Source organism: Faecalicoccus pleomorphus DSM 20574 (genome assembly GCF_000420345.1).
GTDB lineage: Bacteria > Bacillota_I > Bacilli_A > Erysipelotrichales > Erysipelotrichaceae > Faecalicoccus > Faecalicoccus pleomorphus.
Genome location: NZ_ATUT01000018.1, coordinates 1 through 25,247, shown reverse-complemented (window position 1 = coordinate 25,247; position 25,247 = coordinate 1). Strand labels below are relative to the sequence as shown.

Genomic DNA, 25,247 nt, shown 5'->3' with positions numbered 1-25,247 from the left:
TCTCCTTAATTCATTCTTGAATAACTGTGATACATTAATGTACCCGAAGTTCCATACGTAAACATGTATCCATTTCTGCCTAATTCTTTTTCAAAATCTGGGTCAAATACATAAATGGTTCCATTAATTACGATTTCAACCCAGGAATGTGGCGTATTGTAGCTTCCTTGATATCCACCTACTTGATGAGCATCATATCCAAGATCTTTAGCTAAGTAAGTAAACACAGCAGCCATTACATAACAATTCCCACGATGTGTTGCAAAACCATAAGCCGCATAGTTTTCACTTCCATAGCCATTATAGTCCGCTGGTTCATAGCGGGAGTAAGTAATACTCTTTGCATAATTGAAAGCTGCTCTTAAATCACGCCCTAAAGAGTTATTAATTTCATGTGCCTTTTGTAATGTAGGATTCAGGTAGTCTTTATAATAGTTCTCATTAGGCCCTACATACGTCCCTTTAAGAACTAAGCGAACTTCTAGTGCTTCCATATGATAACCTAACTTAGTGGTACCTGCTGCTTGGCCATTTTTAGCCCAGCCCATCCAACCTAAGTTTTCAACATGGGTTCGATAATACACATCACAATATTTTGCCAGTTCTCCAGTTAAACTTATTTTTATAGCCTCAATACCATTCCCATTAGAAACTGAATCTGTTCCATCTGCTGCAGTATTCGTCCATCCATCGTTAGAGAAATGTGCCTGATATTGTATGCTACCATCAAAACAATTTTCGCTATTATTTTCTATCGACATTCTTAACCCAGTTAACATCTTTGATTGACCAGTAGTTCCACTTATTTCACCACTTGTTTTATTTTCTTGCCACGAGTTTTCAACTTGGACACTGTAAGATAAAGTGCCTAAACGTTCTGGACCTAAATAACCGTCTGAACATTCTATGCTTTGATCTCCTTTTTCCAAAATTTTAATCTCTATCGATTGTATTGCAGTCTGCATGGATTCAGTTCCTGCTTTGTCTCCATTTTTGGCCCAGCCGAGTGTCCCATAGTTGGATACATGAACCCGATAATAGATATCATATTTTTCAGCCATCTCTCCAGTCAGCTCTATCTGTATCGCTTCCATCCGTAGATCCTGTCCCGTAGTACCAGCTACTTGTCCGCTGTTTACCCAATTCTGCCAACCTATGTTCTGTACATGGGCTTTATATCTTACAGATCCTTCCACTCCTTCCGGATTGTTCAGATATATCTTCATCGCTTCCATTCGTAAGGATCGGCCCTGCGTTCCTGCCATATTACCATCAGCTACACTGTCCTGCCAACCTATGTTCTCCACATGAGCCTGATAAGTTATCATTCCCTTATTGGTCGGTGTTAGGTAGGAGCCTCCTGTCTGTGGTGCACTGCTGTCTCCTTTTTCATACAACCGGATCTCAATGGACTGTGCTGCCTTCTTGTAATCCGTTGTTCCGGCTACCTCTCCATTTTTGGCCCAGCCCAATGTTCCATAATCGGACACATGCACTCGGTAATAAATATCATAGCGCTCTGCCATCGCACCGGTTAGTTCTATCTGTACCGCTTCGATTCTAAGATCCTGCCCCGTCGTTCCGGCTATCTCTCCATTTCCTACCCAGTCTTGCCAGCCTATATTTTCTACATGGGCCTTATATCTTACGGATCCTTCCACTCCTTCCGGATTATTTAAATAGATTCTTAATGCTTCCATTCGAAGAGATTTTTTTTGCGTTCCGGCAATGTCTCCATCAGCCACGCTTCCCTGCCAGCCAATATTCTGTACATGGGCCTGGTAAGTCAAGGTTCCTTTGTTCGTAGGTGATAAACTGGATCCTCCCGTTTGTGGCGCACTCACATCACCTTTTTCATACAAACAAATTTCAATGGACTGCATTGATGTATTCAGATCGGTTGTCCCAGCCGTCTGACCATTCTTTGCCCAGCCTAGCGTTCCATAATCGGACACATGCACTCGGTAATAAATATCATATTTCTGCGCCATCTCTCCGGTCAGTTTGATCTCGACTGCCTCCATGCGAAGATCCTGTCCCGTTGTTCCGGCCATTTGGCTACCGGTCACCCAGTTTTGCCATCCTAGATTCTGTACATGGCCACGATACTGGATCTCTTCTGAATCTAAATCGATTTTCAGAGCCTCCATTCTCAGATTTTGCCCTTGTGTTCCTGCGACTTCTCCATCATTGACTGCATCCATCCATCCTATGTTTTGTACATGGGCCTGATAGTGCAGGCCTTCTGTATCCTCTTCAAGGCTATTTACTGCAGCCTCTGGTGTTATCTCTGGCGATTCTTCCGGTTCCGTTTCTTCCATTACCGGTTTCTCTTCTTCCTCAACACTTGGTTCGGTTTCAATATTGTCTATTTCGTCCTCCGCAGGTTGTTCCTCTTCTTTTACTGGTACTTCCGTCTTCTCTGGAAGTCGAAGATTTTCCTGCACCTTGTCATTTAAATTCCATGAAACCACATCTGTTTCATACTGTTCATCAATAAAATCCCCTGTTACATTGAATTCACCTTTAAAAATTGAATAATCTACCGATTCTCCACTAAAGGTAATTATTGCTTCTCCATCTTCCACTTCCACAGTTCCCAGGACCATGTCAGTAATCTGATCTGTTTCCACTGTGTAGGCATAGACAGGTACTGGTTCCGTATTTTCAAACACCATATAGTTTTCCGGCAAAACTACGCTTGCATGTTCTCCCTGCACAGGCTGCTCCTGCATAAACCTGAAGTCAAAGGTTAATGTTCCTTCTTCCTGTTTTGAAAGTGATGGTACAAAACTTTCCTCATTCGTCCAGTCTCTGGTTTCCTGTGCATATACTGGTGTTGTCATGATGCTTAGACTCAATACAACACTCATTACACTCGTTATCTTTCGCATATATTATCTCCTTAATATAACTTTATCTATTTTTATTATATCTCAATATCATGCCTATAAAAAAAGATAAGCGCATAAATTCGCTTATCTTTTAAATCTATAAACTATTAATTCTATCTATTGCTTGTAAAAGTGTCTTAGCATATGTCGTGGAAGTTGCCCAAGTTCCTTGAAGTTTTTCAACTGTGGGTGCTTTTCCTCTTAAGGATTCACTCCAACGCTGATCAACTAACGGTTGATTCAATGGATCCATAGATGCATAACATTTTAGATGTTGAACTTGTGCTCTTATTCCTGTTCTAACATCTTTAAACGAATTCCCATGAACTCCATTTCCTGTTGCTCCCAGACCAGCAAAATTATATTGATTGGGTAAAACATCTCCACCATATCTTAAAAATCCTGTCTCTAACATGGATTGTGCAAAAGCTACTTCTGGTTTTACACCTTCAGCTAAACATTCTTCATAAAAAATCTTACAAAAATCTTCAATAGTAGCTGCACCACCTTTTGATAATACTCCATTATATTTTGAATTTGTTCCTAAATATGTGTCATAAACGGTACTTCCTTTATAGCGGTTAAAATATGAAACTAATTCCTTATCTGTAACATTTGAAGTACCCATAATCAAATAACCCGATGTAACTGCTTCTTGTTTTTTATAAAATGGATTTTCTGTACTTCCTGGTGCATTTTCTCCTTTGGGAATCATACGAATTTCTATGGCTTCTAGGCGATATGCATATCCCTCAGTTCCAGCATTGTCACCATTTTTCGCCCAATCTAACCAACCAAAATTTTGTGCATGAACTCTATAGTAAATATCATATTTAGAAGATAATGAACCTGTTAATTTAATTTTAATCGCTTCTAGCCTTTTCTTCTGTCCAGTTGTTCCACTTAGTTGTCCGTTTGAAACCCAATTTTGCCATCCAATATCCTGTATATGAGTACTATATTGTACACTTCCTTGTGTACTGAGACTAGGCAGTGTGATTTTTATAGATTCTAATCGTAATGATTCACCACTAGTTCCACTCGTTTCACCATCATATTTAAAATCTTGCCAGCCTATATTCTCAACATGTGTTTGGTATCTTATCAAGCGTTGAATAAAAGGTGTTTCAGTGCTTCCCGGTGCTGATAGACCTTTTTCAACGAGTTGTATCTGAATAGCCTCTAAACGATAACTATAACCTGCAGTTCCTGCTTCTTGACCATCTTTTGCCCAATCTAACCAACCAAACTCTTGTGCATGAACTCGATAATAAACGTCATAATAATCAGCAATTTCTCCAGTAAGACGAATCTTAATAGCTTCTAAGCGTTTATTTTGGCCTGTGGTTCCGCTTAAATCTCCATTTGCTTTCCAATTTTGCCAGCCAATATCTTGAATATGTGTTGCATATTCGATAGAACCCGTATGAGTCAAATTCGCTAAAGAAATCTTAATAGCCTCTAATCGTAAAGACTGACCACTTGTTCCACTAATTTCCCCATCATACTTTAAATCTTGCCAACCTATATTCTCAACATGTGTTTGATAGGACAGTTTTTTTATATTCGTTTCCTTTTGCTTAAAAGGTACCGAAGTATTTCCCGGAGCTTTTCCGCCTTTAGTTACTAACTGTATCTCTAAAGCTTCCAAGTGAAAATTATAACCTTGTGTACCTGCACTTTCACCGTTTTTTGCCCAGTCTAACCAGCCAAATTCCTGAGCATGAGCCCTATAATATACATCATATTTTTTTTCAGCATCACCAGAAAGTTTTATTCGAACAGCTTCCATCTGCAGATTTTTCCCAGTCGTACCTGACAATTGGCCGTTAGATACCCAGTCTTGCCAACCTATATTTTCAACATGAGCCTGGTATTCAATTCCTCCTGCAATATTCTCTGAAAGTTTTAAATTTATTGCTTCAATTCTCTTATTTTTACCTGTGGTCCCTGCAGTATCTCCATTTTGAACCCATGATTGCCAACCGGTATCTTGCACATGTGCTCTATATAAGATACTTGCAATATTTTGAGAATAAGATTTAAAATTCCATACTTGACTTGAATCATTTCCTAAAACCACTCTTTCAGAAGATACATTCAAGTAATTTTCAATATTAGAGGCTGATACAATTTTATATCCTGAACCACTTGGCTGAATAATCCACAAACTATCATATGACAAATTTGGATTCTTTTGGCAGATTGCGTTTTCAGCTCCGTTATTAATTGACAAAGCCTTTCCACTATACACATTTTGAATTGAAACATACCCGTTATCATTATTTATTATTCTCCAACCTTGATAATCCGAAGTAGCATTATTTTGCATAATGATGTTGGCATTATCCGATGTTGAAGCATCCTTTACAGATACTACTTTAGAATCTCCTTTTAATGAAAGTGAATATGTCCCATCTTTAATGGTATTTTTATATTGTAGTGCAAGTTGATTTAGATAGTTTCTATCTATCTTTTGTAATCCAAACGCTTTGGCAATTCCTGTCGCATCCGCAATACCTAAATTTTTAAGTTTCGCATCCGAACTCAAAAAATTATTAAAATCACTCCAATTATCTGACATTGCATGCTCAACAATGATTCCTGCAACACCTAATTCTTTGCTATAACGAATCACTCCATAATAATCCCCTACAGAACCATCCGGATAATCATAAGCCGGATCATTCGCTGGTTTTCCAGTTTCAGAGTCATATACATATTTAACTTTGATACCCAAGTTATTTAAACCTAAGCCAACCAGTTCATTCAAAATATTTTGAGCTAGATTTTTACCTGTCTCAGAAACGGAAGCATTGTAATTGGCGTGAGGGTAATATACCTCTGCCCCAGATACTTTATTTTGCGTCCCCCATCCAGTGGCATTAATGTGGATACTAACTAAAGCTTTAGCGCCAGCATTTGCTGCAATTCTTGCTCTATCTTGCAAGCTAACATAAACATCACTTGTTCTAGTCATTACAACCTTAACATTGTTATATTGTTCTAGTTCTTCTTTCAAATACATGGCAATCTTTAAATTCAAATTCTTCTCTAAAGAACCATCCACTACTACAGTACCGCTTTCACTACCCCCATGTCCTGGATCAATACAGATCACTAGAGGATTATTCTCTGAATAAGTTGTGATTGAACGCTTTTTTCTACTGTTGTTTTGAGGCGTTTGTGCATTTTCTTTTAAAACAGATTCTACCAAATCTTCTGTACTAGCCACATTAGAACCATTCAAGGATACAACCGATGATTCAATTTCCTGAGCCATAGAGTCATTGATTTCATCAGATTCTTCTACTTCATTCCCGTTTTCATCAATTGTATATCCTTCATTTTCTCCATATCCATCATACTCTTGATTTACACCAAAACGTACATCCATTTCTAAATCAGAAAAACTAATTGTATATTCTTGAGAATCAACAAAATAACTGAATCCGATGACTTTATAAGTCCCTTTATCCGATTCTGTAAAATCTTTCTTAAAAACATAAAGCTCTTCTGATTGCCTTGAGCTCTCTAACTCTATTAAATTTCCATTATCTTTCTGATACTTTAATACAATTCTAGAAATATTTTCTGTACCTGTACCAAAGGATAATACAAACTCTTGTGATGCCGGAGCTTGTAAATAAGGATACCCTACATAAAAATAGTTAACTAAAGAAGTATCCCCAGGAATTGGAGTTGATACTTCTTCCTTATCTTCTACAACCCCATTATCCTGAATTTGAGTATCATGAGTTATTTGATCCTTCTCAGGAATATTATTTTCATTTTCTTCAGGTAATGTTACATCCTCACTAGGAAAACCTTCTTCCATGTTATTTTCAGAATTTTCTATTTCTGTCATAGTTTCTCCACTGTTCACATTGTCTTCATGAGCATAAATAGGCGAAACCGAAAAACAGTTTATTACCATTGCCATAAACAGCATTAAAGCTGCTCCCTTTCTTATTATACTTTTCATTTATAACTCTCCTCTCCCCTAAAGCTTAACGAAATATTTAAGTAAATTCAATCATATAAAAAGCAAATCGCTATATTGTATAGAGATTTGCTATGAGTTAAGTGATAATAAAACAAAACGAAAGATTTTATCTAAATAATATCGAGAAGTAAAAACTAATTGAAATCCATGTTTTACAAAACTCAATAACTTCTTTTGTGAAATTTCTCGTAGCATGGAATTAAACAAGATATTAGCTTGTAGATATTTTTTTGATTGTTTTAAATCATTTTTATCTTCAACATATTTCTTGGCCTTTTCTATATCACTAATTTTACCTTGCTTATATTGTTTAGTAATATAAGTCATATACAGATACTGTTCAAATAAATTTTGCCGTGAAATACTATGATTAGTCATTCGATACTGTAATACTATTTTATTTAGATTTGAAATTCTATATCCACTTAATACCGCTCTTAAAGTAAAGTCATAATCTTCGCATAAAGGAATTTCCCGATATCCATTTAAAGTTTCAAAAACGACTTTCTTTCCAAACCATGTAGGATGCGCTATGCATTGCCCATACTTTAATATTTTTTTGATTTTATCATAGTTCGTGGGAACCTTTTGTATAGAATATATTAAATCTCCATTTTCATCGATCATTTGAGTAATACCACCAATTAAATCGTAATTCTTATCTTGGATATATTTTAATTGATTTTTAAATCGGTCTGGTAATGAAATATCATCTGCGTCCATTCGCGCGATAAACTCCCCATTTGCTAGTTGAATTCCCTTATTCAATGAATTTGCTAAGCCAATATTCATTTCATTTATATAAAATCTAACTCTCGGGCCCTTCTCTTTATATGATTCAATAATAGTCTTGTGCAATTGATTATCAGGACAATCTAAAATAATTATATATTCAAAGTCTTCATAAGTTTGATTTAGGATAGATTCTATAGATTGTCTTAACTGTAATTCGCTCTCTTTGTATGTAGACATTATTACGGAAATCATGTAAGTTTAACCAACTTTCCTTATGAATTTATTTCTTTCAAATATCTTGCCAATGCATCTTGCCACGTAGGTAAACGTTTAAATCCATTTTTATCTAGTTCTGTTTGATTCATTCTAGAGTTTTTAGGACGTATTGCCTTTGCAGGAAAGGCAGTGCTATCTACCGGAGTTACCTTTACATAATTCATTCCAGCTTGTCTAAATATTTCACAAGCAAAATCATACCAGCTGATAAAATCTCCAGAATTTGTTGCATGATATGTTCCATATTTATCGGTTTGTATCATATCTACTACAAGTTTAGCTAAGTCAAATGTATATGTTGGATTCCCTATCTGATCATTTACAACGCTTACGGCTCCTTTTTCTTTTCCTAATCGAAGCATTGTTTTAATAAAGTTATTTCCATTCTTACCAAATACCCAAGCAATACGAATAATGAAGTGTTTTGGATAAGTCTCAACAGCTAATTCACCTTCATATTTAGTTTGTCCATATACATTTAATGGATGTCTTTCATCATATTCATTCCATGGTACAGTACCTTGTCCATTAAATACATAATCTGTTGAAAAATACATAATTGGAATATTTAATTCTTTACATACATTCACTATATTTTGTGTTCCTGTTGCATTCACAGCTCTTACTTTGTCAAGCAATTCAGGCTCTTCAGCTTTATCAACAGCCGTCCATGCGGCACAATGTACAATTGCATCATAATTTCCTGCTTTAATAACATCATTTACTTGTTGAGCATTAGTAATATCCATCTCATCAATATCTACACCAACAGCTACTATTCCTCTTGATTTAGCCTCATTGACTACATCATATCCTAATTGCCCTTTATAACCTGTTACTAATAATTTCATACTTAACCTTCTTTCTATCCATTCATCCTCTGTGCTATTTTAACTAATAACGGAAACAGAATTGATGGTGTTAATTTCATTACAATTTCAAACCTAGCAATATCAGGAGCTAAATAACGATATCTCCACAGACCTAATATATCTTTGTTTTTTCTAGCATTATTAAAATACATTATTTCATCATTTCCTTTGTAATCTGGGTATTTTTTCAAAAATACCTCTATTGCTTTAGAAGTAGACAAAACTCTATTTTTATAATAATCCTCTTTCTTCTGAATCCCTTTTAGAGTTCCACTTACATTTTTTCCATGTCTTCTGTACTGAACTAAAGTATCGTTTATAAATGATACTTTGCCTTCAACAGAAGCGCATGATAAAATCCAATTATCATGGCCTGTATAGTCATTAAAAGGAATTATGCTTCTAGCAAATGTTCCATCTGCAACGATGCTCATTCCCACCGCAAATGTAATAAAAACATTGTATTTTGCAATATCATCCCCTGAATTCCAAGAGTCATAATTCTTATTTGACACATTTCTTACAGAGGAAATTACAACATTTCCATATTCATCAATTATTTGGCGATCCGAAGCAACAGCCAAAGATTTTTCAGTTTGTAAAACTTTTACACATTTTTCGATTTTTTCTGGCATCCATATGTCATCCTGATCACAATACGCTACATAATCACCATCAGAACTTGCTGTTAATTTTTCAAATGATTTATGATAGTTTAGATTTTTATCGCTATATGGTAATATTTTAAATTGCTTCTTTTTAAGATTATCTCTAAATATAGAAATATCGCACCGGTGTTCCAAACAATCATCATTAACTAATACTTCTATGTTAGAATAGGTTTGATTATCAATCGATTTTAATTGCTGTATTAAAAAGTCTTTATTCGGATTATATACGGAAAGTAAAACATTAACTTTTTTCAAGGCATTTCCCATCCCTTCTTCTAATAATAATTAAAGTTAAAAATAATATTGAAACAATACCTACTATAATCCAAACAATCAAATATAGTATAGATGCTCCTAAAACACCATATTGATCTACAAGTGTAGATGATCCGAATAGAACAAATAGTAAACCAAAAATGTAGACAACCAAAGCTATATTTTGAGCTCGAACTATTGTTAATAATAAAAGAAGTAAATTTGCTAAAGTAATTGCTCCACCACCTATTAATAGAATAATAAAAGAAGACATGTATTCTATAAGAGGATATCCAAAAATTATTTCTAACAATCTTAAACCTATAAAATATCCGAAACATGTTATCACAAAAGTTAAAACAATCGTAAAAATAAATTGAATAACAGTAATCTTTATAAAGGAATTAATTTTATTCTCATTCCAATAAATTGAGATTTTTGTAATTAAAGGTCTAAAAATCATATTACTAATTAAATTTATTGTAAAAACAGGCATAGACAATATTCCAAAATATCCTTGAAGTTCATCTGAATTTGGCAAATTATCCAAAGCGTATTTCGGAGAGTTACTAAGGTACATACTTATAAAACTAGCAATGCACAATGGAAGTGTTGCAATAAACAACTCCTTAATTTTTAACCAATCGACTCTTTTCTCACCTTTAAAAAAAATAGGAAGAGTTACTTTATTCAAACTTATAAATAAGATAAAAGATGCCAAAGTCATTAAAAATAAAGAGAGGATGATGCTTTTGGTTAAAATAAGTGTGATTACGAATAAAACCAACGAAGCTAATTGTCTAAGAGTGATATAAATCGAGCCAACATCTAATCTACTGTTTCTTTGATATTCTCCATGATATACATCTTCAATAGCATCAACACTTTTAAATAATCCAAATAAAAAAATTACGATTGCTTTTTCCAAAGTATATCCAGAGCAAAAAGAGTAATATATTAACAGCAAGTACATTAATACAGAAGTAATAATACGATGGTAAAAATAATCACTATACTGGTATTGATATTTAACATCTGATGATTGTAAATTTCTTACTCCAAATGATCCTAAGGTTAAACATTGATACCCGTACGCTGACGCAATATTGATTATTCCCGCAACTCCTACTCCATTTATTCTAGTAACAAAAAAAACAATAATTGCTGTTATAAATCCGGTTAAAGTGCTTGCTAACATATTCCAAAAAACACTTCTTTTTAATATATTTTTTTCGTCTGCATTTAACGCAAATTTCAAAACTTTTTGTAACATACTTATATATACACCTTTTTTCTCAATCAAATATCGCAAATATATTAATTAAAGCTTTTTTTACATATTGAAATATTACCTTTCAGTAAAAAGATTTTATCGAACATCTTTCAATACTTGATATATGACGTCCTTATCCTTATTCCAATCAAACTTTCTAGCAAACATGTAATTCCCATTCATAAAGTTAGGATAGTCTTCCATGGTTAGCGTTTTAGGGCTAGGATTCAACTTCTCAAAAACAACATATCGAAAATTATTCGATACTATACAATGCTTAAATTCTGAATTCATAGCCAGTATCTGAAAGAAATGCTCATCAGGGCAAGCAGTGTAACGAAATTGCTGCACATAATCCGTGCCTTCGACCACTTTAATTACATACGTTAAGAAATCTGAGGTAATACTAAACCAAGACGAACCTTTATATAGCTTATTGTTTTGAAGGTTATGCCTACGTATAAAAGGTAATTGAATAAGCCTTAAAAGAATATCTATTCCTCGATAAGTTAGTGTTCTATTTTTAGGATTCTCTCTAAAAAAATTAAAGCATTTCACTCTCCACTTGTAATTTCCAATATCTTCAATGTCTATAAATTCTTTTCCTTTTCCATGATTTTCAATAAAACTATCTAATTTTTTAGGAGACAACAAAAGTAAATCTTGGCCACTGATAAAATGAATATAATCATATTCCTTATGATTTTTCTTTACAGCTTTCAAAAGATTTAAAGTTGCTTCCACCTGACTAAAGCCTGACCAATTTACATTAACTCTATTCTCAATGATTTTGACATTACTTGAGTTTTTATACTCCATACATAGTTTATGATACAGTTCATCACTTTTTAAATCTACATGAAGGAAAACATCTCCGAATGACAGAGAACCAACAAGGAGTTTTATTTGCTCAAAATTTTTATGCACGCTAATAATAAAAGCATGTTTTAACATTCTACTTCTCTGCTCTTCCTTTTTCTACATACATCTTTTCAAAGTAATTCTGATATTCACCACTGATGATGTTTTCCCACCATTCTTTGTTATCAAGATACCATTGAATAGTCATTGGAATACCTGTATCGAATGTATATTTAGGTTCCCATCCTAATTCTGTTTCTAACTTTGTTGGATCAATCGCATAACGGCGATCATGCCCTTTTCGATCTTCAACAAAAGTAATTAAACTTTCTGGTTTGTTCAAAGCTTTTAATACTGTTTTAACAACTTGAAGGTTTGTTCTTTCATTATGTCCTCCGACATTATATACTTCCCCTTCACGGCCTTTACGAACAATTAAATCAATAGCTGTACAATGATCATATACATGCAGCCAGTCACGTACATTTTCACCTGTTCCATATACTGGAATCGTTTCATCATTTAACGCACGAGAAATAATCAATGGAATTAATTTCTCTGGGAAATGATAAGGCCCATAGTTATTAGAACAACGAGAAATTGTTACTGGAAGTCCATATGTTCTGTGATATGCAAGTACAAATAAATCAGCACTGGCTTTAGCACTGGAGTAAGGACTTGAAGTATGTAATGGTGTTTCTTCTGTAAAGAATAAATCAGGTCTATCTAATGGAAGATCTCCATAGACTTCATCTGTAGATACTTGATGATAACGTTTGATTCCATATTTTACACAAGCATCTAATAACGTAGTTGTTCCCATTACATTTGTCTTTACAAAGATTTCAGGATCTTCAATACTTCTATCTACATGGCTTTCTGCCGCAAAATTAACAACGACATCAAATTTCTCTTTTTCAAATAAATCAAAGATAAATTCTCTATCGGCAATATCTCCTTTTATAAACTTATAATTCGGTTTATCTTCAACTGGTTTACAAGTTTCCAAGTTCCCTGCATATGTTAATTTATCTAAGTTAACAATCATATCTTCCGGATATTTATTCACCATATAGTGAACAAAGTTTCCACCAATAAATCCAGCTCCTCCTGTGATTAAAAATTTCATGTTATTTATCCTCCTATTAATGATTTATCGCAAATCCACCATGTCCATAACAAGCATTTGCCCGACCTTTGGCATGTGGATCGGCATTTCCTACATTGGTTCCATCTACACAAAGATATCCCCCAATTGTATTCCCCGTGATTCCACCACTGTTTTGCGTTTGAGAATTTCTTGCAGCTGCTGCTTGTTGTTGCTGTTGTTGAATACGTGCAGCTTCTTCCTCTGCTGCTTTATCTCGGTCAATGCGAGCTTGTATATCTGAATTTGTTGTATTTAACTGCTCTTTAGCCGCATTGATTTCATCAGTAGATGCCCTATTTGCGATTAACTTTAATGCTTCTTGCTTTCTTGTATCAAATATCTGTTTTTCCTGTTCATTTGCACCATCTAGACAAGTAATCGCATTGATTTGAGATTTTAATTTATCTAATTCTTCTGTCTTTAATCGTTCTTGTTTCTGATTATTCGTATAATCCTGTAAATCCTTAATCTTGAATGATTCTATAAAATCATCAAATTTATAATCATTTTCATCCTCTTGATACGTATAAATTGCGGCCTTATATAACCCACTATGCGTTGGAATATAGAAAGCATCTACCTTTAAATTCGGACTTAATACATCTTCTGGTAATTCTTCATCATTCAACTGCACTGTATAAGTTGCTTCAAAGCACTCTATTCCTTCTAAATCCTCTGTATCAATAGAATATTCAGAAACTTCATCTTCACTATTCCAAAGTTGGTTTTCATTTCCTTTTATAGCAGATTCAAGAGTACTTTCTGACGATTCTGTAAAATCTGTCTCAGAATCCTTTAAATCAAAAGTTACAATCGGATACTTTGTATCTTCATCTACTGGATAGTAATAATCTGATTTTGCTTCTATATCCGAATTCACTTTAAATTCCAACCCATTGAATTCTTTATCTTTATTACCAGCTACTTCTTCATAAGATTCCAACTTTTCTTTAACTAGTGCTTCTGTACTTTTTCCACAACCAATTAAAGATAATGATAGTACCATTACAACAAATAAGCTTTTAAAAAGTTTATTATGTTTATTTTTCTTGTTCATTTTTTATCCTTCATATACAAACTGATTATTCGATTTTTCTAGTGTTGGACCTGTTTGATCTTTTACGCTTAATACAGGTTCGATACCATTTAATAATTGACCCCAGTCTACATTCACTGTTGGATCGTCATATCGCATCCCACCTTCAGATTCTTTGTTATAGACATTATCAACTTTATAACGGAATTCTACATCTGGTGTTAAAGTTAAGAATCCATGTGCAAATCCCTGTGGAATAAAGAATTGACGATGATTTTCTTCACTCAGTTCTACGCTGACCCATTGCCCATAGGTAGGACTACCTTTACGAATATCTACAGCTACATCAATAACTTTGCCCTTTGAACAAGACACCAGTTTTGATTGTGCATAAGGCGGATTTTGCCAGTGAAGTCCTCTTAATGTTCCTTGTTGTGCACTAAAAGACATATTGTCCTGTACAAAATCTACAGTCACCCCTAATTTTTCATATTTTGGTTTGGAATACGTTTCTGTAAAATATCCTCTATGATCTCCAAAAACATCTGTATCAATAATCAATACACCGGGAATTTTTGTTTCTGTTACTTTCATCCTACAAATTCCTCCTCACCTTTGATATACTTACGATCCATGATTTTCTTTAAATAAGCGCCATACTGGTTTTTCTTATAAATTTCATACGTTTCTTCTAACTGTTTTAACGTAATCCATCCATTGTCATAAGCAATTTCCTCTAAACAAGCAATCTTTCTATGTTGATGTTCTTCAATTGTTTTCACAAAATTAGTCGCATCTACTAAAGATTCATGCGTTCCCGTATCTAACCATGTAAATCCATCACCAAGCAATGTTACATTAAGTTCGTTGTTTTCAAGATAAATACGGTTTAAATCCGTAATCTCTAATTCCCCACGAGCACTTGGTTTTAAATTTTTAGCATATTCTACAACTTTATTATCATAGAAGTATAGACCAGTAACCGCATAATTTGATTTTGGATGAGCCGGTTTTTCTTCCAAAGAAACCGCTTTTCCATTTTCATCAAACTCAACAACACCAAAGCGTTCTGGATCTTCTACATAATAGCCAAATACAGTCGCACCGCTTTCTTTTCTGGCAGCTGCACGCAATCGTTTTGTCAAACCATGACCATGGAAAATATTATCCCCTAAAATCATGGCACACGAATCATTTCCAATAAATTCTTCGCCTAAAATAAAAGCTTGTGCCAATCCATCCGGACTTGGTTGTACTTTATAAGAAAGCTCAATACCAAATTGATGACCATCTCCTAATAGTTCTTTAAATCTCGGTGTATCATCTGGTGTAGAAATAATTAAAATTTCCCGAATACCAGCTTGCATTAAAATAGACATAGGATAATAAATCATCGGTTTGTCATAAATAGGTAATAACTGTTTACTGGTTACTTTTGTTAATGGATACAAACGTGTACCACTACCACCAGCCAAAATAATGCCTTTCATTAGATATCCTCCTATAATATTGTATCATAATAATAAACCCTTACGTAACGTAAGGGTCAAGGATTATTTTGAACAAATAAATAATCCAGTATGTTTTGAAATTTTAATACTATTTTTTTTCGAAATAATTGATTCTACATATTCCTTGAATTTAGATATTTTAGGACCTAATATCTCATTCTGATTTCCATGACAACTCATAATATAATCTACTAAAGGTTGAGCTTTATCAACTATTAAAGAATCTTCGTATGGAATAAACCGAACAGATTTAAAATAGTTTTTTAAAATTTTTTCGCCATTTTCTATTCCAAAAATATCAAATAATCTATTTTGTGATAACTCAACTTTAGAATCGAAATATTGTACAAGTTCAGTGATTTCTTTCATATGTTCCTTACCATAAGTACTACAATAGAAAATACCATTATCTTTTAAAACTCTACATATTTCAGATAAACCTTTTTCTAGATTTTGTATATAGAATAGAACATGATTTGCGATAACTGAATCAAAATAACCATCTTTAAAAGGAATCGCTTGGCAGTCCGCTACAATACAATTGTAATCTTTACCTAGTTTCTTTCTTACCTCATGAACCATACCTTCAGAAATATCTGATAAAAATATCTCACGATTCCTTAAATCAATGTTTCTCTTTTCCCAGAGTTTACCATTACCACAACCTATTTCTAATAAACGATTCACTTTTGAAAAATCTATCTGATTAAATAACCAATTAAACCATCCTGTCTTATTAGTTGAAAATTGATCATGTAAAGAAATTCTGACATTCAAATTATTAGAATTTTTATACTGCTCTACAATACTAGACTCAATATCAAACATCTGTAATAAAGAAATAATTTGATTCCAATCTATATTTTTTTCATCTACATTTTGTACGAAAGATTCCATAGAATCTCGAATCACTTGTAAATGTTTAATTTGACTATCCAATAGATCAACTTGCATGGAAAAAGATTCTTTAACATTTTGCTCCTTAGAAACCATAGGGTAAATTTCTTCTAATGAAAAGCCCATATGTTTTAAAGATAATATCTTTTGAAGCTTTAATAAATCAGACTTTGTATATTTTCTATATCCATTTTCCATAACAAAAGAGGGTTTTAACAACCCTATTTTGTCATAATATCGAATAGTACGTTCCGTCACATTTGCAAGTTTTGCAAATTGACCTGTGGAATAAGTAAAATGTTTTATCATAACTTAACTAAATAATATTTGTTAGTTGACTCTTTCGAATCGAATACTAAAGTACCTTGATTTTGAAGAAGTAGTTGAGTATTGTTTTCATCAAACAATAAAATGTAATCAATATCACATCTGTTCAAAGCATCTAAAACTACAGAAATATCACTCTCGGTACCTAATGCAAAATCATTCAGAATAGCATTATCATCACTTGTTAATTCTTCAAATCCACCACCTATATGAATTTGAATTCTATTTGACTCTGTAATCAATCCTGCAGAAAAGGTTTCATTTCCGTTATATATAAAACTTTGTGGAGCATATAGCCTATAATTACCATAATCTAAGTTATTAAAATATGAGCCTATGTCCGAAAAAATTTCTAATGACATTGTATTATCAAAATCTAAAATTCTCGAAAAATTCCAACCAGCTTTTGATATACCTGAACCAAGATATGAAAAATCAATAAAATAATCTATATGAGTTTGAAAGAAATACAACAAAGATAAAGAAAATACGAACGTTAGCAAACTTGCTAACCATCTATTATGAAATAATTTCTTGTAAATTAAGGCAATCACTATACCTATATTCAACATTACGATATATTGTACTGACGCAATAGTACGATTAATCACAAAGAAAAAATTAAAAGATGAAACAGCATATAATTCTAAAAAATACATAGTTCTAAACATCAAATATAAAACGACAAAAGAAAGAAAAAAACTCCTAAGATGAGCATTTTTAACAATAAATAGTAGAATTATACACGGAACGAAACCATATTTGATCAAAAAATCATTTTGATACCATACAGAAATATATGGTTGAAATCCTTCTATACATTCCCTAAACGATACATTATTTATGACAGGAATATGATCCAATAGTCTTGTTAAAAAAAGTAGGATAATAATCGTTATTAAACATATAGAATACAGTAGAGTAAATTTTTTATTCTTTTCTCTTATAGATACAAAAACCATAAAAGTAAATTTTGAAATTAATATGGCTACTAAAAACAATATAAAAATTTGTACAAAAATAGTTGAAAAACTTAGAAAAGAAAGGCATAACATTCCTAACAATATAACTTTCTTTAACTCTATTTTTTTTATCAAAGGGAAAGAAAAGAGAGCTAAAGTAGGTAATGATAACATTCTTACAACCGATCCTCCATAAAATGAAGCTGTTTGAAATTGCCATAAATCGTATGAAGCTATTCTTAACGATTCAATTGGAAAACCATTTTGTAAATATCCTAATGGAATTAAAAACAAAAAAAACGGAACTATTGCATATTGAGAAAGATATTTGTTCTTTAAAAATAATTCTGCTAACGACCTATAAATTAAAGTAAAGAAAAAATAATTATGCATCATCATTGTTATTCTGCAAAAAAAAGTTGCTTTGATGTGAAATACTGTTAAAAAATATCCATAACTTAATTCAAAGGTATTTATAACCCTGGTGATATCAAGAGTATCATTTGCAACTAATGCTCCATTATAATAATCTTCATTCAATAATTGATTCGTACCTATCAAATTAACAATTTTTCCAATGTAATAATAATCATCATAATTTTGTTGATATAATGGTAAATTATTTGAAATTGAGTAAAACGAAAACATTAGAATAAAAAGAATACACACCCAGTTACATTTTAAAATATCAATTAATTTATCTTTTTTTAATTTTAAGTTACCAATTTCAAATCGATGATTTGTTTTTAAATATAAAAAAATGATAATATCTACCAATAATAATGTTGAAGTAGCTAATATAAAGTAAATTATCCAACTAGTTCCTAATATTTGACATGGAAAGCCAACTAAAAACAATAAAAAATAAGTTGAAAAAAAACCAAAAATCAATTTACTTGAGAGCGTACTACGATAATTAGAAAAAGAGACACAAAAGGTTCCAAATAAATAATACTGAATAAACAAATAAAAATAGAATATCAAAGTTAATAACCAATTCATTTTTTACTATCCCTCTCGTTTTTTTCCTTTAAACTAAGTTTTTGTATTAACTCTTTCTGCTTTTCTTTTAATTTTGAGATTTGGATACTTTGAACAAATAATAAAATATATAAAAAGAAAATAAATATTGAAAAGATAAAATTACTAGTAGACATAAATCCAAGAATATCTGAGATATATGTTGGAATCTGTGGAAACAAGCTCAAAATCAATAACAGTATCCCCCAAATAATCCAGATTATAGAATCATCAATATTTAATCCATTTTTTCTGATTTTTAGAATTATAAAAATAAATGTAAAGAAACTAGTTATTAAAAAAACTATCGATAATTGCATATTTACACCTCTACCTCTTTCTAAAGGGTTGAATTAGAAATATTGATATAATCATTCTACTCATATATTTTATAGTATTAGCTAAATTTAAATAAGATTCTCCAAATTCTCTCTCATTCATACTTACTTGAATTTCTTCAATAATTCTTCCTTTCTTTAGCATATAAACTAAAGTATCCGGCTCTGGTGGGTTATTCATATCTAAAGCATAATCTAAAATACATTTTTTATTATATGCTCTAAAACCACTAGTTGGATCATTAATTGTTTTACCAGTCATACATTTTATACAAAAAGATATCAATCTACTTCCTAGCATGCGGGCACTCCAAGGTTTCTTCTTTGCTACAAATCTTGAACCTATGGCTATATCGTTTCCATTCTCAATAGATTTGATTAATTGATATATATATTTTGCGGAATGCTGCCCATCTCCATCAAATTGAATAGCAATATCGTATCCATGTTCTAGAGCATATTTAAAACCAGTCTGCACCGCACCAAATAATCCCTGGTTACAAATACTGTCAATATAGTTATATTTGTTTTTCTGTAATACTTCTAGAGTATTATCTTTAGATCCATCATTTACTATAATATATTCTATATTTGAAGCGTTTTTCTGAATGTCTCCAACTACTTTCTCTATATTTAACGCTTCATTATATGCAGGTATTATAACCAATGTCTTTAATTCCATATCATACTCTCCAATCAAAATAATACTATTAAAGTTAGATTTCTTTTTCAATATTTTTTTTCAATGTAAATCCATTTCCACATCTAGAAAAATTAACATTATAGTATGGATCACCATGCTTCAGTATTTGATTCCACTTAGCTTCAAAACCATCAATTTCATTTTGAAATCTTATAGCTTTGCTTCTAGTATTTTCAAAACCTCTTGACTTTGATTCATAATGATATAACTCGACATAAGGATTAAATACTACTAAATATCCTTTTTCTCTAAGCTTTAGGCAATAATCAATATCATTAAACGCAACTTTAAAAGTCTCATCTAGACCATGCACTTCCTCAAATATGCTCTTTTTTGTCATTAGACAAGCTGCCGTTACAGCACTTAAATCTTGTGAACAAATAAGTCTTCCAAAATAGCCATATTCATTTCTTCCAAGTCCACTAAAGCAATGGCCTGCTACTCCTCCTAGTCCAATAATAACGCCGGCATGCTGAATCGTATCATCTGGATAATACAATTTTGCTCCTACTGCACCTACATCTTTACGCATACAGAAACCAAGCAACTCTTCTATCCATACTGGATTAATAACTTCGGTATCATTATTCAACAACAAAATGTATTCACCCTTTGCAAAAGTAACCCCATAATTATTGATAGCCGAATAGTTAAATTCATCTTCCCAGTAAACAACCTTTATGTTAGCATTTGCTTCTTCTAATTGTTTGTAGTAGTCAAATGTATTCTTTTCTGTACTGTTATTTTCTACGATGATAATTTCATAATTTTTATATGTAGATTTGTTTGCAATAGATCGTAGACATCTATCTAAATCATCAATATGGTCTTTGTTAGGAATGATAATGGATACAAGAGGATAATTATCTAAAATGTATTTATTCCTATAAAATCCTAATGTAGGTCCATGAGATACTTTTACATGTAAGTTTTGCCTATCAAAATGCGCTTGACATGCTCTTACTCCAGCATCAAAAGCATACATTTTACTTTCTGGATTTCCTGCTGTTGAATTCTCATGTATTCTCCAATGATAAAGAACTTTAGGAATATGGTAAATTTGATTATTTTTTACTTTTTCCACACAACGAAGAACAAAATCATGATCTTGCGCACCGTCAAATTCACTTTTAAGATATCCAACCTGTTCCATTAATTCTTTCTTAACAAATAAAAGGTGACAAATATAGTTATTCGTACATAATAAATCCAAATTAAAATCAGATTTAAAATGCGGTTCAAATCTTCTTGTCCATTCTGAATCTATCTTATCTTCATCCGAGTAGATTACTTTTAAATCATTGTTCTGATTAATAGCTTTTACAAACTCAAACAACGCGTTTGGAGCTAACGCATCATCATGGTCATATAAGCCAATAAAATCTCCTGTTGCAATTTTAATAGCTTCATTCATATTGCCGGCAATACCATAATTTTTATCCAATTGAACCACTTTAATTCTCTTTTCATCTGAATATTTATTCTGAATATAATCTACAACTTCCTTATTCGTACTTCCGTCGGCAACACATAATTCCCAATTATAATAGGTTTGGTTAATTACAGTCTCGATCATTTGTTTCAAATAAGGAATCGGCGTATTAAAAGTTGCAACTACAAGACTCATTTTTGGACTAATACTGAATTTATGATTTCGCTGCCTTGCTAATTCTACTTCTGTAGCATCTCTTTTTTTTGCCCACTCATTATAGTCTATTGTAGATTGGGAAGAATCTCTTGATTGGAACACTCTCTTTATCAGTTTTCTTGAACCATACTTTTGCCAAAATTTATATGCTTTTTTCACGTTTTCAACATTCATCAACTGTAAATATTTAAGAATAGACTGCATTTCAGAATTTAATGGAATTATTTTTTCATCAGTCTCTGTTGAAAGCTTTAAACTATAATGTTCATTTTCAATACCAGAAAAGACTATTTGAAATCCACAAATAGCTTGGTCCTGTGAAATAAACTTTCTTGCTACTAAATCTTTACGAGCAGATAATTGCAAAGATGATTCAATAACTTTATTATTACAATCCAGAACTTCAAAAGAAATTTCCTGTTTATCCAACGCTATAGCCCAACCAGAAATTACATAACCATTCTTTCTATTATCCATTTTTTGATATAAATCTATAGAATACTCAAATATCGACTTATCATCCAAGCGATTCAGTTGGTCACGATTCAAACATGATAAGATCATTTTCTCTTGATGTACCTGAGCAACTAGTTTAATCTCATATACTGACCTAAAAATATCACTCACACGAACAATAAAGCCGATATCTTTTCCATCCGTCTCATTATATTTTTTTACAACATCTTTTCGATCAAATCTATGTATCTCTGCGTTTACCTTTTGATCATTTATATAAACTGCAAAATTAACTGGTTTTCCAGATAAATGAAAACACCAACCTGTAAAATAAATAAACTGAAATGGTTCTTTGCTTTTATAGCTTATTTTATCAATATAATATCTAAAACTTCCTTTAGACATACAACTCCTCCTACAGTTTCTCTGCAAATCCTTTTTCTAGTGTTTTGAATATACCATATCCGACAATAAGAATAACTAGAGACAATATCAATACCATGAATAAACTAGTAAAATCTGGCCACTGGTGATACATAAAAATATCTCTGTATCCTTCAATCAATACTGTAAAAGGATTTAAAGATATGATTCTTTGCAGTAAACCTGCTCCATCCAATACACTCATCTGATATAGAATAGGAGCAGCATAAAAGCCCATATTTAACAAAAAACTAACAACATATTCGATATCCTGTACATAGACTTCTAAGGCACTCAATATGAAAATTACGCCTAAGCTCAAAATCATCTCTATCACTGCAATAACCGGTAACAAAATCAAATGATAGGAAATTCCTGCTCCCGTACCAATGCAAAAGATAACAACAATAATGCATGAAATAAAAAAATTGATAATTCCACTCAAGGCCTGTGAGATCAACAAGATTTCCCTAGGAAAATATACCTTTTTAATAATACCGGCATTAGTAATCATAGATACAGTTCCCGCATTAACTACGGATGTAAAAAAGGTCCATGGAATAATTCCAGTTACTAGATAACATAAATAATTATCCGCTGTTCCTGCTCTTCCCATAATAAAAGGAAAAACAATCCAATACACAACTACCTGTAACAGAGGATTTAGAAAAGACCAAAGCACACCTAAAAAAGAGCCTTTATATTTTCCTCGAATATCTTTTTTTACATTTGTTTTCAACAGTTCACGATAACTGTATATATCTTTCCAAATTTGCATAATACCCTTCTACTCTTTATAAAATTCTATTTCCTTTGAAGTTACTTCTTTCTCATTTCGATCGAAACAACATGCTTTTAAGATGTGTTTCCCTTCTTTCAGGTCCTGCACCCGTAGTTCTGCTTTCCACCCCAATGTATCGGCATCCAGGTATCCTTCAAACTGCTCTAGGTACGCATCATAAACATCATTACGAGGCTCTCTTTGAATCTGTTCTACTTCTTCTCCATCCAAAATAACTTTTAACTTAGCTTCTTCATCATCTGTAACAAGCCATCCTCTTAACAAAAAAGATTCTCTTGTATTATTTATAATAGATAAATCTCTAGGAGAATCAATATTGATAATCGACTTACTTTTATAAATTCCTTTTTGTTTGGCTTTCTTAATCTCTTCTTTATGATCTATAGCACTCTGTTTTAAGTATTCATCAATAACATAGACAGGATCACCATCCAATCGTAATTCTCCTCTATAGATCCAAATAGCTCTGTGGCATAGTTCCTTAACTGTGCCTAAACTATGAGAAACAATAACAATCGTTTTTCCTGAGTCCCTTAACTCTTCTAATTTCGCATAACATTTATCCTGAAAATGCTGGTCACCTACTGCCAAAATCTCATCAATCAATAAGATATCCGCATCTACATTAATCGCAACTGAAAATGCTAATCGCATATACATACCGGAAGAATATGTCCGGATGGGATTATCAATAAATTCTCCCAGCTCAGAAAATTCAATAATTTTATCCAATCGCTGGTCTATTTCTTTACGAGTTAATCCAAAAATTGAAGCATTAAAGTATATGTTTTCTCTTCCTGTAAAATCTTGATGAAATCCCGCTCCTAATTCCAATAAAGAAGTGAGTTTCCCATTTGTTTCAATTGTTCCATCATTAGGAAAAATAATTTTAGTCATCAGTTTCAATAACGTAGATTTTCCTGAACCATTTGTACCAATCAACGCTACCGTTTCTCCTTTTTTTATATTTAGATTTATATTTTTTAAAACTTGATGAACTTCAACATTTCCCCTATTCCAGAAAAGAAGTTTGTCTTTTAATGTATTTGCTCGATCATATTCAATTTTGAAATACTTTGACATATTTCTAACTTCAATTGCATTCTGATTTTCCATGCGACCACCTCATTAGTCAAACAGTCTTATTTTAGCATAAATCATAGATTAAACAAATTAAGCATCCGTTATTCATTGTGAAAATATGCATAAAAACAAAATAATAACGAATAAACTACTTAATAAAGTCCCAATAAGATAATATTCTGAGAATTGTGGATCTTCTAAAATCTCTTTATATCGCGTAATCGATTTTGCGGTTAAGATTAAACCTAGTACTGCATTTTGATGTAAGCTAAGCATCAGCAAAATGAACAAGCGTTCCATTTTACCAATGAAAGAACCAGTAGAAGGAAAAGTATTTATATCCCCTTTATGAATGGCTTCATACTTCTTTAAAACAATTTAAATCATAGGACTACATGATTCTTGAATCAACAATAAACAAAGAACCCATTGTATAAAACTATTGGCATCTATATTAAGCTGTTCTGAAAATCCATACTAAGTTAGAATTTAACTCGCTACTTTTAAGACGTACTGTATGGAACAAAGAATAGCTCATTAAGAAACCAACATATAAAAAATGTTTTTTAATTACTGAGTTTAAATGACCGCCGATTTAACAGAATAATTTTTTCAGAAAATTGCATAGCCATCCAATAAAACAACGATATAATCATTACATCCAACCATTGTACTTGACCATAAAAGATAAATAAAATAATAGTTTACAGGGTAGCGTCAAGAATTATGTGTAAAAGTATATCCTTGGTAAAGCAGATTAGCTCTTGAACCAATCTTCTCTAGTTGTTTGTCCAAAACCTCTATGTACGTGATTCATGTTTTTCTCGTTGTAACGATTGAATTGAATCACAAGGTATTTCTCTTCAGATTTTTCCGTTGGAAATTGTTCTTTCTTTTTGAAACTTCGTTTTAATTGTTTATTGTTTCCTTCAATCAGATTTGTTGAATAAATCGTATGCCTAACACTTTCTGGATAATCATAGAATGTAAACAGATAGTCATTGTTGCTGAGACTTTTCACCATTGATGGATATTTGTGTTTCCACTT

At 32.2% G+C, this 25,247-nt stretch carries 19 protein-coding genes; all 19 read right to left on the bottom strand.

Annotation, left to right across the window (positions count from 1 at the left end; all coding sequences use genetic code 11):
• Positions 1 to 5: 5 nt before the first annotated feature.
• Positions 6 to 2,894 (bottom strand): transglutaminase domain-containing protein, encoded by a 2,889-nt coding sequence (locus tag G413_RS11800; RefSeq protein WP_022790409.1) that lies wholly within the window; start codon positions 2,892 to 2,894, stop codon positions 6 to 8.
• 97 nt (positions 2,895 to 2,991) lie between these two features.
• Positions 2,992 to 6,879: an N-acetylmuramoyl-L-alanine amidase gene (locus G413_RS11795; protein ID WP_051130183.1), complete on the bottom strand. Its 3,888-nt coding sequence runs from the start codon at positions 6,877 to 6,879 to the stop codon at positions 2,992 to 2,994.
• A 90-nt stretch (positions 6,880 to 6,969) separates the two neighbouring features.
• On the bottom strand, positions 6,970 to 7,872 hold the full coding sequence (locus G413_RS0108170; RefSeq protein WP_027969131.1) for a glycosyltransferase: 903 nt from the start codon (positions 7,870 to 7,872) through the stop codon (positions 6,970 to 6,972).
• Positions 7,873 to 7,907: 35 nt separating this feature from the next.
• On the bottom strand, positions 7,908 to 8,762 hold the full coding sequence (rfbD, locus tag G413_RS0108165) for a dTDP-4-dehydrorhamnose reductase (RefSeq protein WP_022790407.1): 855 nt from the start codon (positions 8,760 to 8,762) through the stop codon (positions 7,908 to 7,910).
• Between the two features lie 14 nt (positions 8,763 to 8,776).
• On the bottom strand, positions 8,777 to 9,721 hold the full coding sequence (locus G413_RS0108160; RefSeq protein WP_022790406.1) for a glycosyltransferase: 945 nt from the start codon (positions 9,719 to 9,721) through the stop codon (positions 8,777 to 8,779).
• On the bottom strand, positions 9,696 to 10,982 hold the full coding sequence (locus G413_RS0108155) for a lipopolysaccharide biosynthesis protein (protein ID WP_022790405.1): 1,287 nt from the start codon (positions 10,980 to 10,982) through the stop codon (positions 9,696 to 9,698). The genes G413_RS0108160 and G413_RS0108155 overlap by 26 nt, the downstream gene beginning before the upstream one ends.
• A gap of 96 nt (positions 10,983 to 11,078) precedes the next feature.
• Positions 11,079 to 11,936: a beta-1,6-N-acetylglucosaminyltransferase gene (locus G413_RS0108150; RefSeq protein ID WP_022790404.1), complete on the bottom strand. Its 858-nt coding sequence runs from the start codon at positions 11,934 to 11,936 to the stop codon at positions 11,079 to 11,081.
• Between the two features lies 1 nt (position 11,937).
• Positions 11,938 to 12,972: a dTDP-glucose 4,6-dehydratase gene (gene rfbB, locus G413_RS0108145; RefSeq protein ID WP_022790403.1), complete on the bottom strand. Its 1,035-nt coding sequence runs from the start codon at positions 12,970 to 12,972 to the stop codon at positions 11,938 to 11,940.
• Between the two features lie 16 nt (positions 12,973 to 12,988).
• Positions 12,989 to 14,050, bottom strand: a complete 1,062-nt coding sequence (locus G413_RS0108140) for a hypothetical protein (RefSeq protein ID WP_022790402.1) — start codon at positions 14,048 to 14,050, stop codon at positions 12,989 to 12,991.
• A gap of 3 nt (positions 14,051 to 14,053) precedes the next feature.
• The gene (gene rfbC / locus G413_RS0108135; protein WP_022790401.1) at positions 14,054 to 14,623 is read right to left on the bottom strand and encodes a dTDP-4-dehydrorhamnose 3,5-epimerase; all 570 of its coding nucleotides are present in this window, start codon (positions 14,621 to 14,623) and stop codon (positions 14,054 to 14,056) included.
• The gene (gene rfbA, locus G413_RS0108130; protein ID WP_022790400.1) at positions 14,620 to 15,519 is read right to left on the bottom strand and encodes a glucose-1-phosphate thymidylyltransferase RfbA; all 900 of its coding nucleotides are present in this window, start codon (positions 15,517 to 15,519) and stop codon (positions 14,620 to 14,622) included. Before rfbA ends, rfbC begins: the two co-directional genes overlap by 4 nt.
• 63 nt (positions 15,520 to 15,582) lie before the next feature.
• Positions 15,583 to 16,746, bottom strand: coding sequence for a MerR family transcriptional regulator (locus tag G413_RS0108125; protein ID WP_022790399.1), 1,164 nt, complete (start codon positions 16,744 to 16,746; stop codon positions 15,583 to 15,585).
• Complete coding sequence (locus tag G413_RS0108120; protein ID WP_022790398.1) at positions 16,743 to 18,728, bottom strand: DUF6077 domain-containing protein; 1,986 nt, start codon at positions 18,726 to 18,728, stop codon at positions 16,743 to 16,745. Before G413_RS0108120 ends, G413_RS0108125 begins: the two co-directional genes overlap by 4 nt.
• Positions 18,725 to 19,066, bottom strand: a complete 342-nt coding sequence (locus G413_RS0108115; RefSeq protein WP_022790397.1) for a DUF2304 domain-containing protein — start codon at positions 19,064 to 19,066, stop codon at positions 18,725 to 18,727. Before G413_RS0108115 ends, G413_RS0108120 begins: the two co-directional genes overlap by 4 nt.
• A gap of 10 nt (positions 19,067 to 19,076) precedes the next feature.
• A complete protein-coding gene (locus G413_RS0108110; RefSeq protein ID WP_022790396.1) occupies positions 19,077 to 19,766 on the bottom strand; it encodes a glycosyltransferase family 2 protein in 690 nt (229 codons plus the stop codon).
• Between the two features lie 34 nt (positions 19,767 to 19,800).
• On the bottom strand, positions 19,801 to 22,296 hold the full coding sequence (locus G413_RS11280) for a glycosyltransferase family 2 protein (protein ID WP_022790395.1): 2,496 nt from the start codon (positions 22,294 to 22,296) through the stop codon (positions 19,801 to 19,803).
• Between the two features lie 10 nt (positions 22,297 to 22,306).
• Positions 22,307 to 23,092, bottom strand: coding sequence for an ABC transporter permease (locus G413_RS0108100; protein WP_022790394.1), 786 nt, complete (start codon positions 23,090 to 23,092; stop codon positions 22,307 to 22,309).
• A 9-nt stretch (positions 23,093 to 23,101) separates the two neighbouring features.
• Complete coding sequence (locus tag G413_RS0108095; RefSeq protein ID WP_022790393.1) at positions 23,102 to 24,232, bottom strand: ABC transporter ATP-binding protein; 1,131 nt, start codon at positions 24,230 to 24,232, stop codon at positions 23,102 to 23,104.
• 724 nt (positions 24,233 to 24,956) lie between these two features.
• Positions 24,957 to 25,247 (bottom strand): transposase (locus tag G413_RS11275; RefSeq protein WP_022790392.1); only part of this gene is annotated, 291 nt, incomplete at its 5' end.

Bases quoted from the DNA above. Each gene is read 5' to 3' on its own strand.
- G413_RS11800 (WP_022790409.1), bottom strand. From the start codon at position 2,894: ATGCGAAAGATAACGAGTGTAATGAGTGTTGTATTGAGTCTAAGCATC.
- G413_RS11795 (WP_051130183.1), bottom strand. From the start codon at position 6,879: ATGAAAAGTATAATAAGAAAGGGAGCAGCTTTAATGCTGTTTATGGCA.
- G413_RS0108170 (WP_027969131.1), bottom strand. From the start codon at position 7,872: ATGTCTACATACAAAGAGAGCGAATTACAGTTAAGACAATCTATAGAA.
- rfbD (WP_022790407.1), bottom strand. From the start codon at position 8,762: ATGAAATTATTAGTAACAGGTTATAAAGGGCAATTAGGATATGATGTA.
- G413_RS0108160 (WP_022790406.1), bottom strand. From the start codon at position 9,721: ATGGGAAATGCCTTGAAAAAAGTTAATGTTTTACTTTCCGTATATAAT.
- G413_RS0108155 (WP_022790405.1), bottom strand. From the start codon at position 10,982: ATGTTACAAAAAGTTTTGAAATTTGCGTTAAATGCAGACGAAAAAAAT.
- G413_RS0108150 (WP_022790404.1), bottom strand. From the start codon at position 11,936: ATGTTAAAACATGCTTTTATTATTAGCGTGCATAAAAATTTTGAGCAA.
- rfbB (WP_022790403.1), bottom strand. From the start codon at position 12,972: ATGAAATTTTTAATCACAGGAGGAGCTGGATTTATTGGTGGAAACTTT.
- G413_RS0108140 (WP_022790402.1), bottom strand. From the start codon at position 14,050: ATGAACAAGAAAAATAAACATAATAAACTTTTTAAAAGCTTATTTGTT.
- rfbC (WP_022790401.1), bottom strand. From the start codon at position 14,623: ATGAAAGTAACAGAAACAAAAATTCCCGGTGTATTGATTATTGATACA.
- rfbA (WP_022790400.1), bottom strand. From the start codon at position 15,519: ATGAAAGGCATTATTTTGGCTGGTGGTAGTGGTACACGTTTGTATCCA.
- G413_RS0108125 (WP_022790399.1), bottom strand. From the start codon at position 16,746: ATGATAAAACATTTTACTTATTCCACAGGTCAATTTGCAAAACTTGCA.
- G413_RS0108120 (WP_022790398.1), bottom strand. From the start codon at position 18,728: ATGAATTGGTTATTAACTTTGATATTCTATTTTTATTTGTTTATTCAG.
- G413_RS0108115 (WP_022790397.1), bottom strand. From the start codon at position 19,066: ATGCAATTATCGATAGTTTTTTTAATAACTAGTTTCTTTACATTTATT.
- G413_RS0108110 (WP_022790396.1), bottom strand. From the start codon at position 19,766: ATGGAATTAAAGACATTGGTTATAATACCTGCATATAATGAAGCGTTA.
- G413_RS11280 (WP_022790395.1), bottom strand. From the start codon at position 22,296: ATGTCTAAAGGAAGTTTTAGATATTATATTGATAAAATAAGCTATAAA.
- G413_RS0108100 (WP_022790394.1), bottom strand. From the start codon at position 23,092: ATGCAAATTTGGAAAGATATATACAGTTATCGTGAACTGTTGAAAACA.
- G413_RS0108095 (WP_022790393.1), bottom strand. From the start codon at position 24,232: ATGGAAAATCAGAATGCAATTGAAGTTAGAAATATGTCAAAGTATTTC.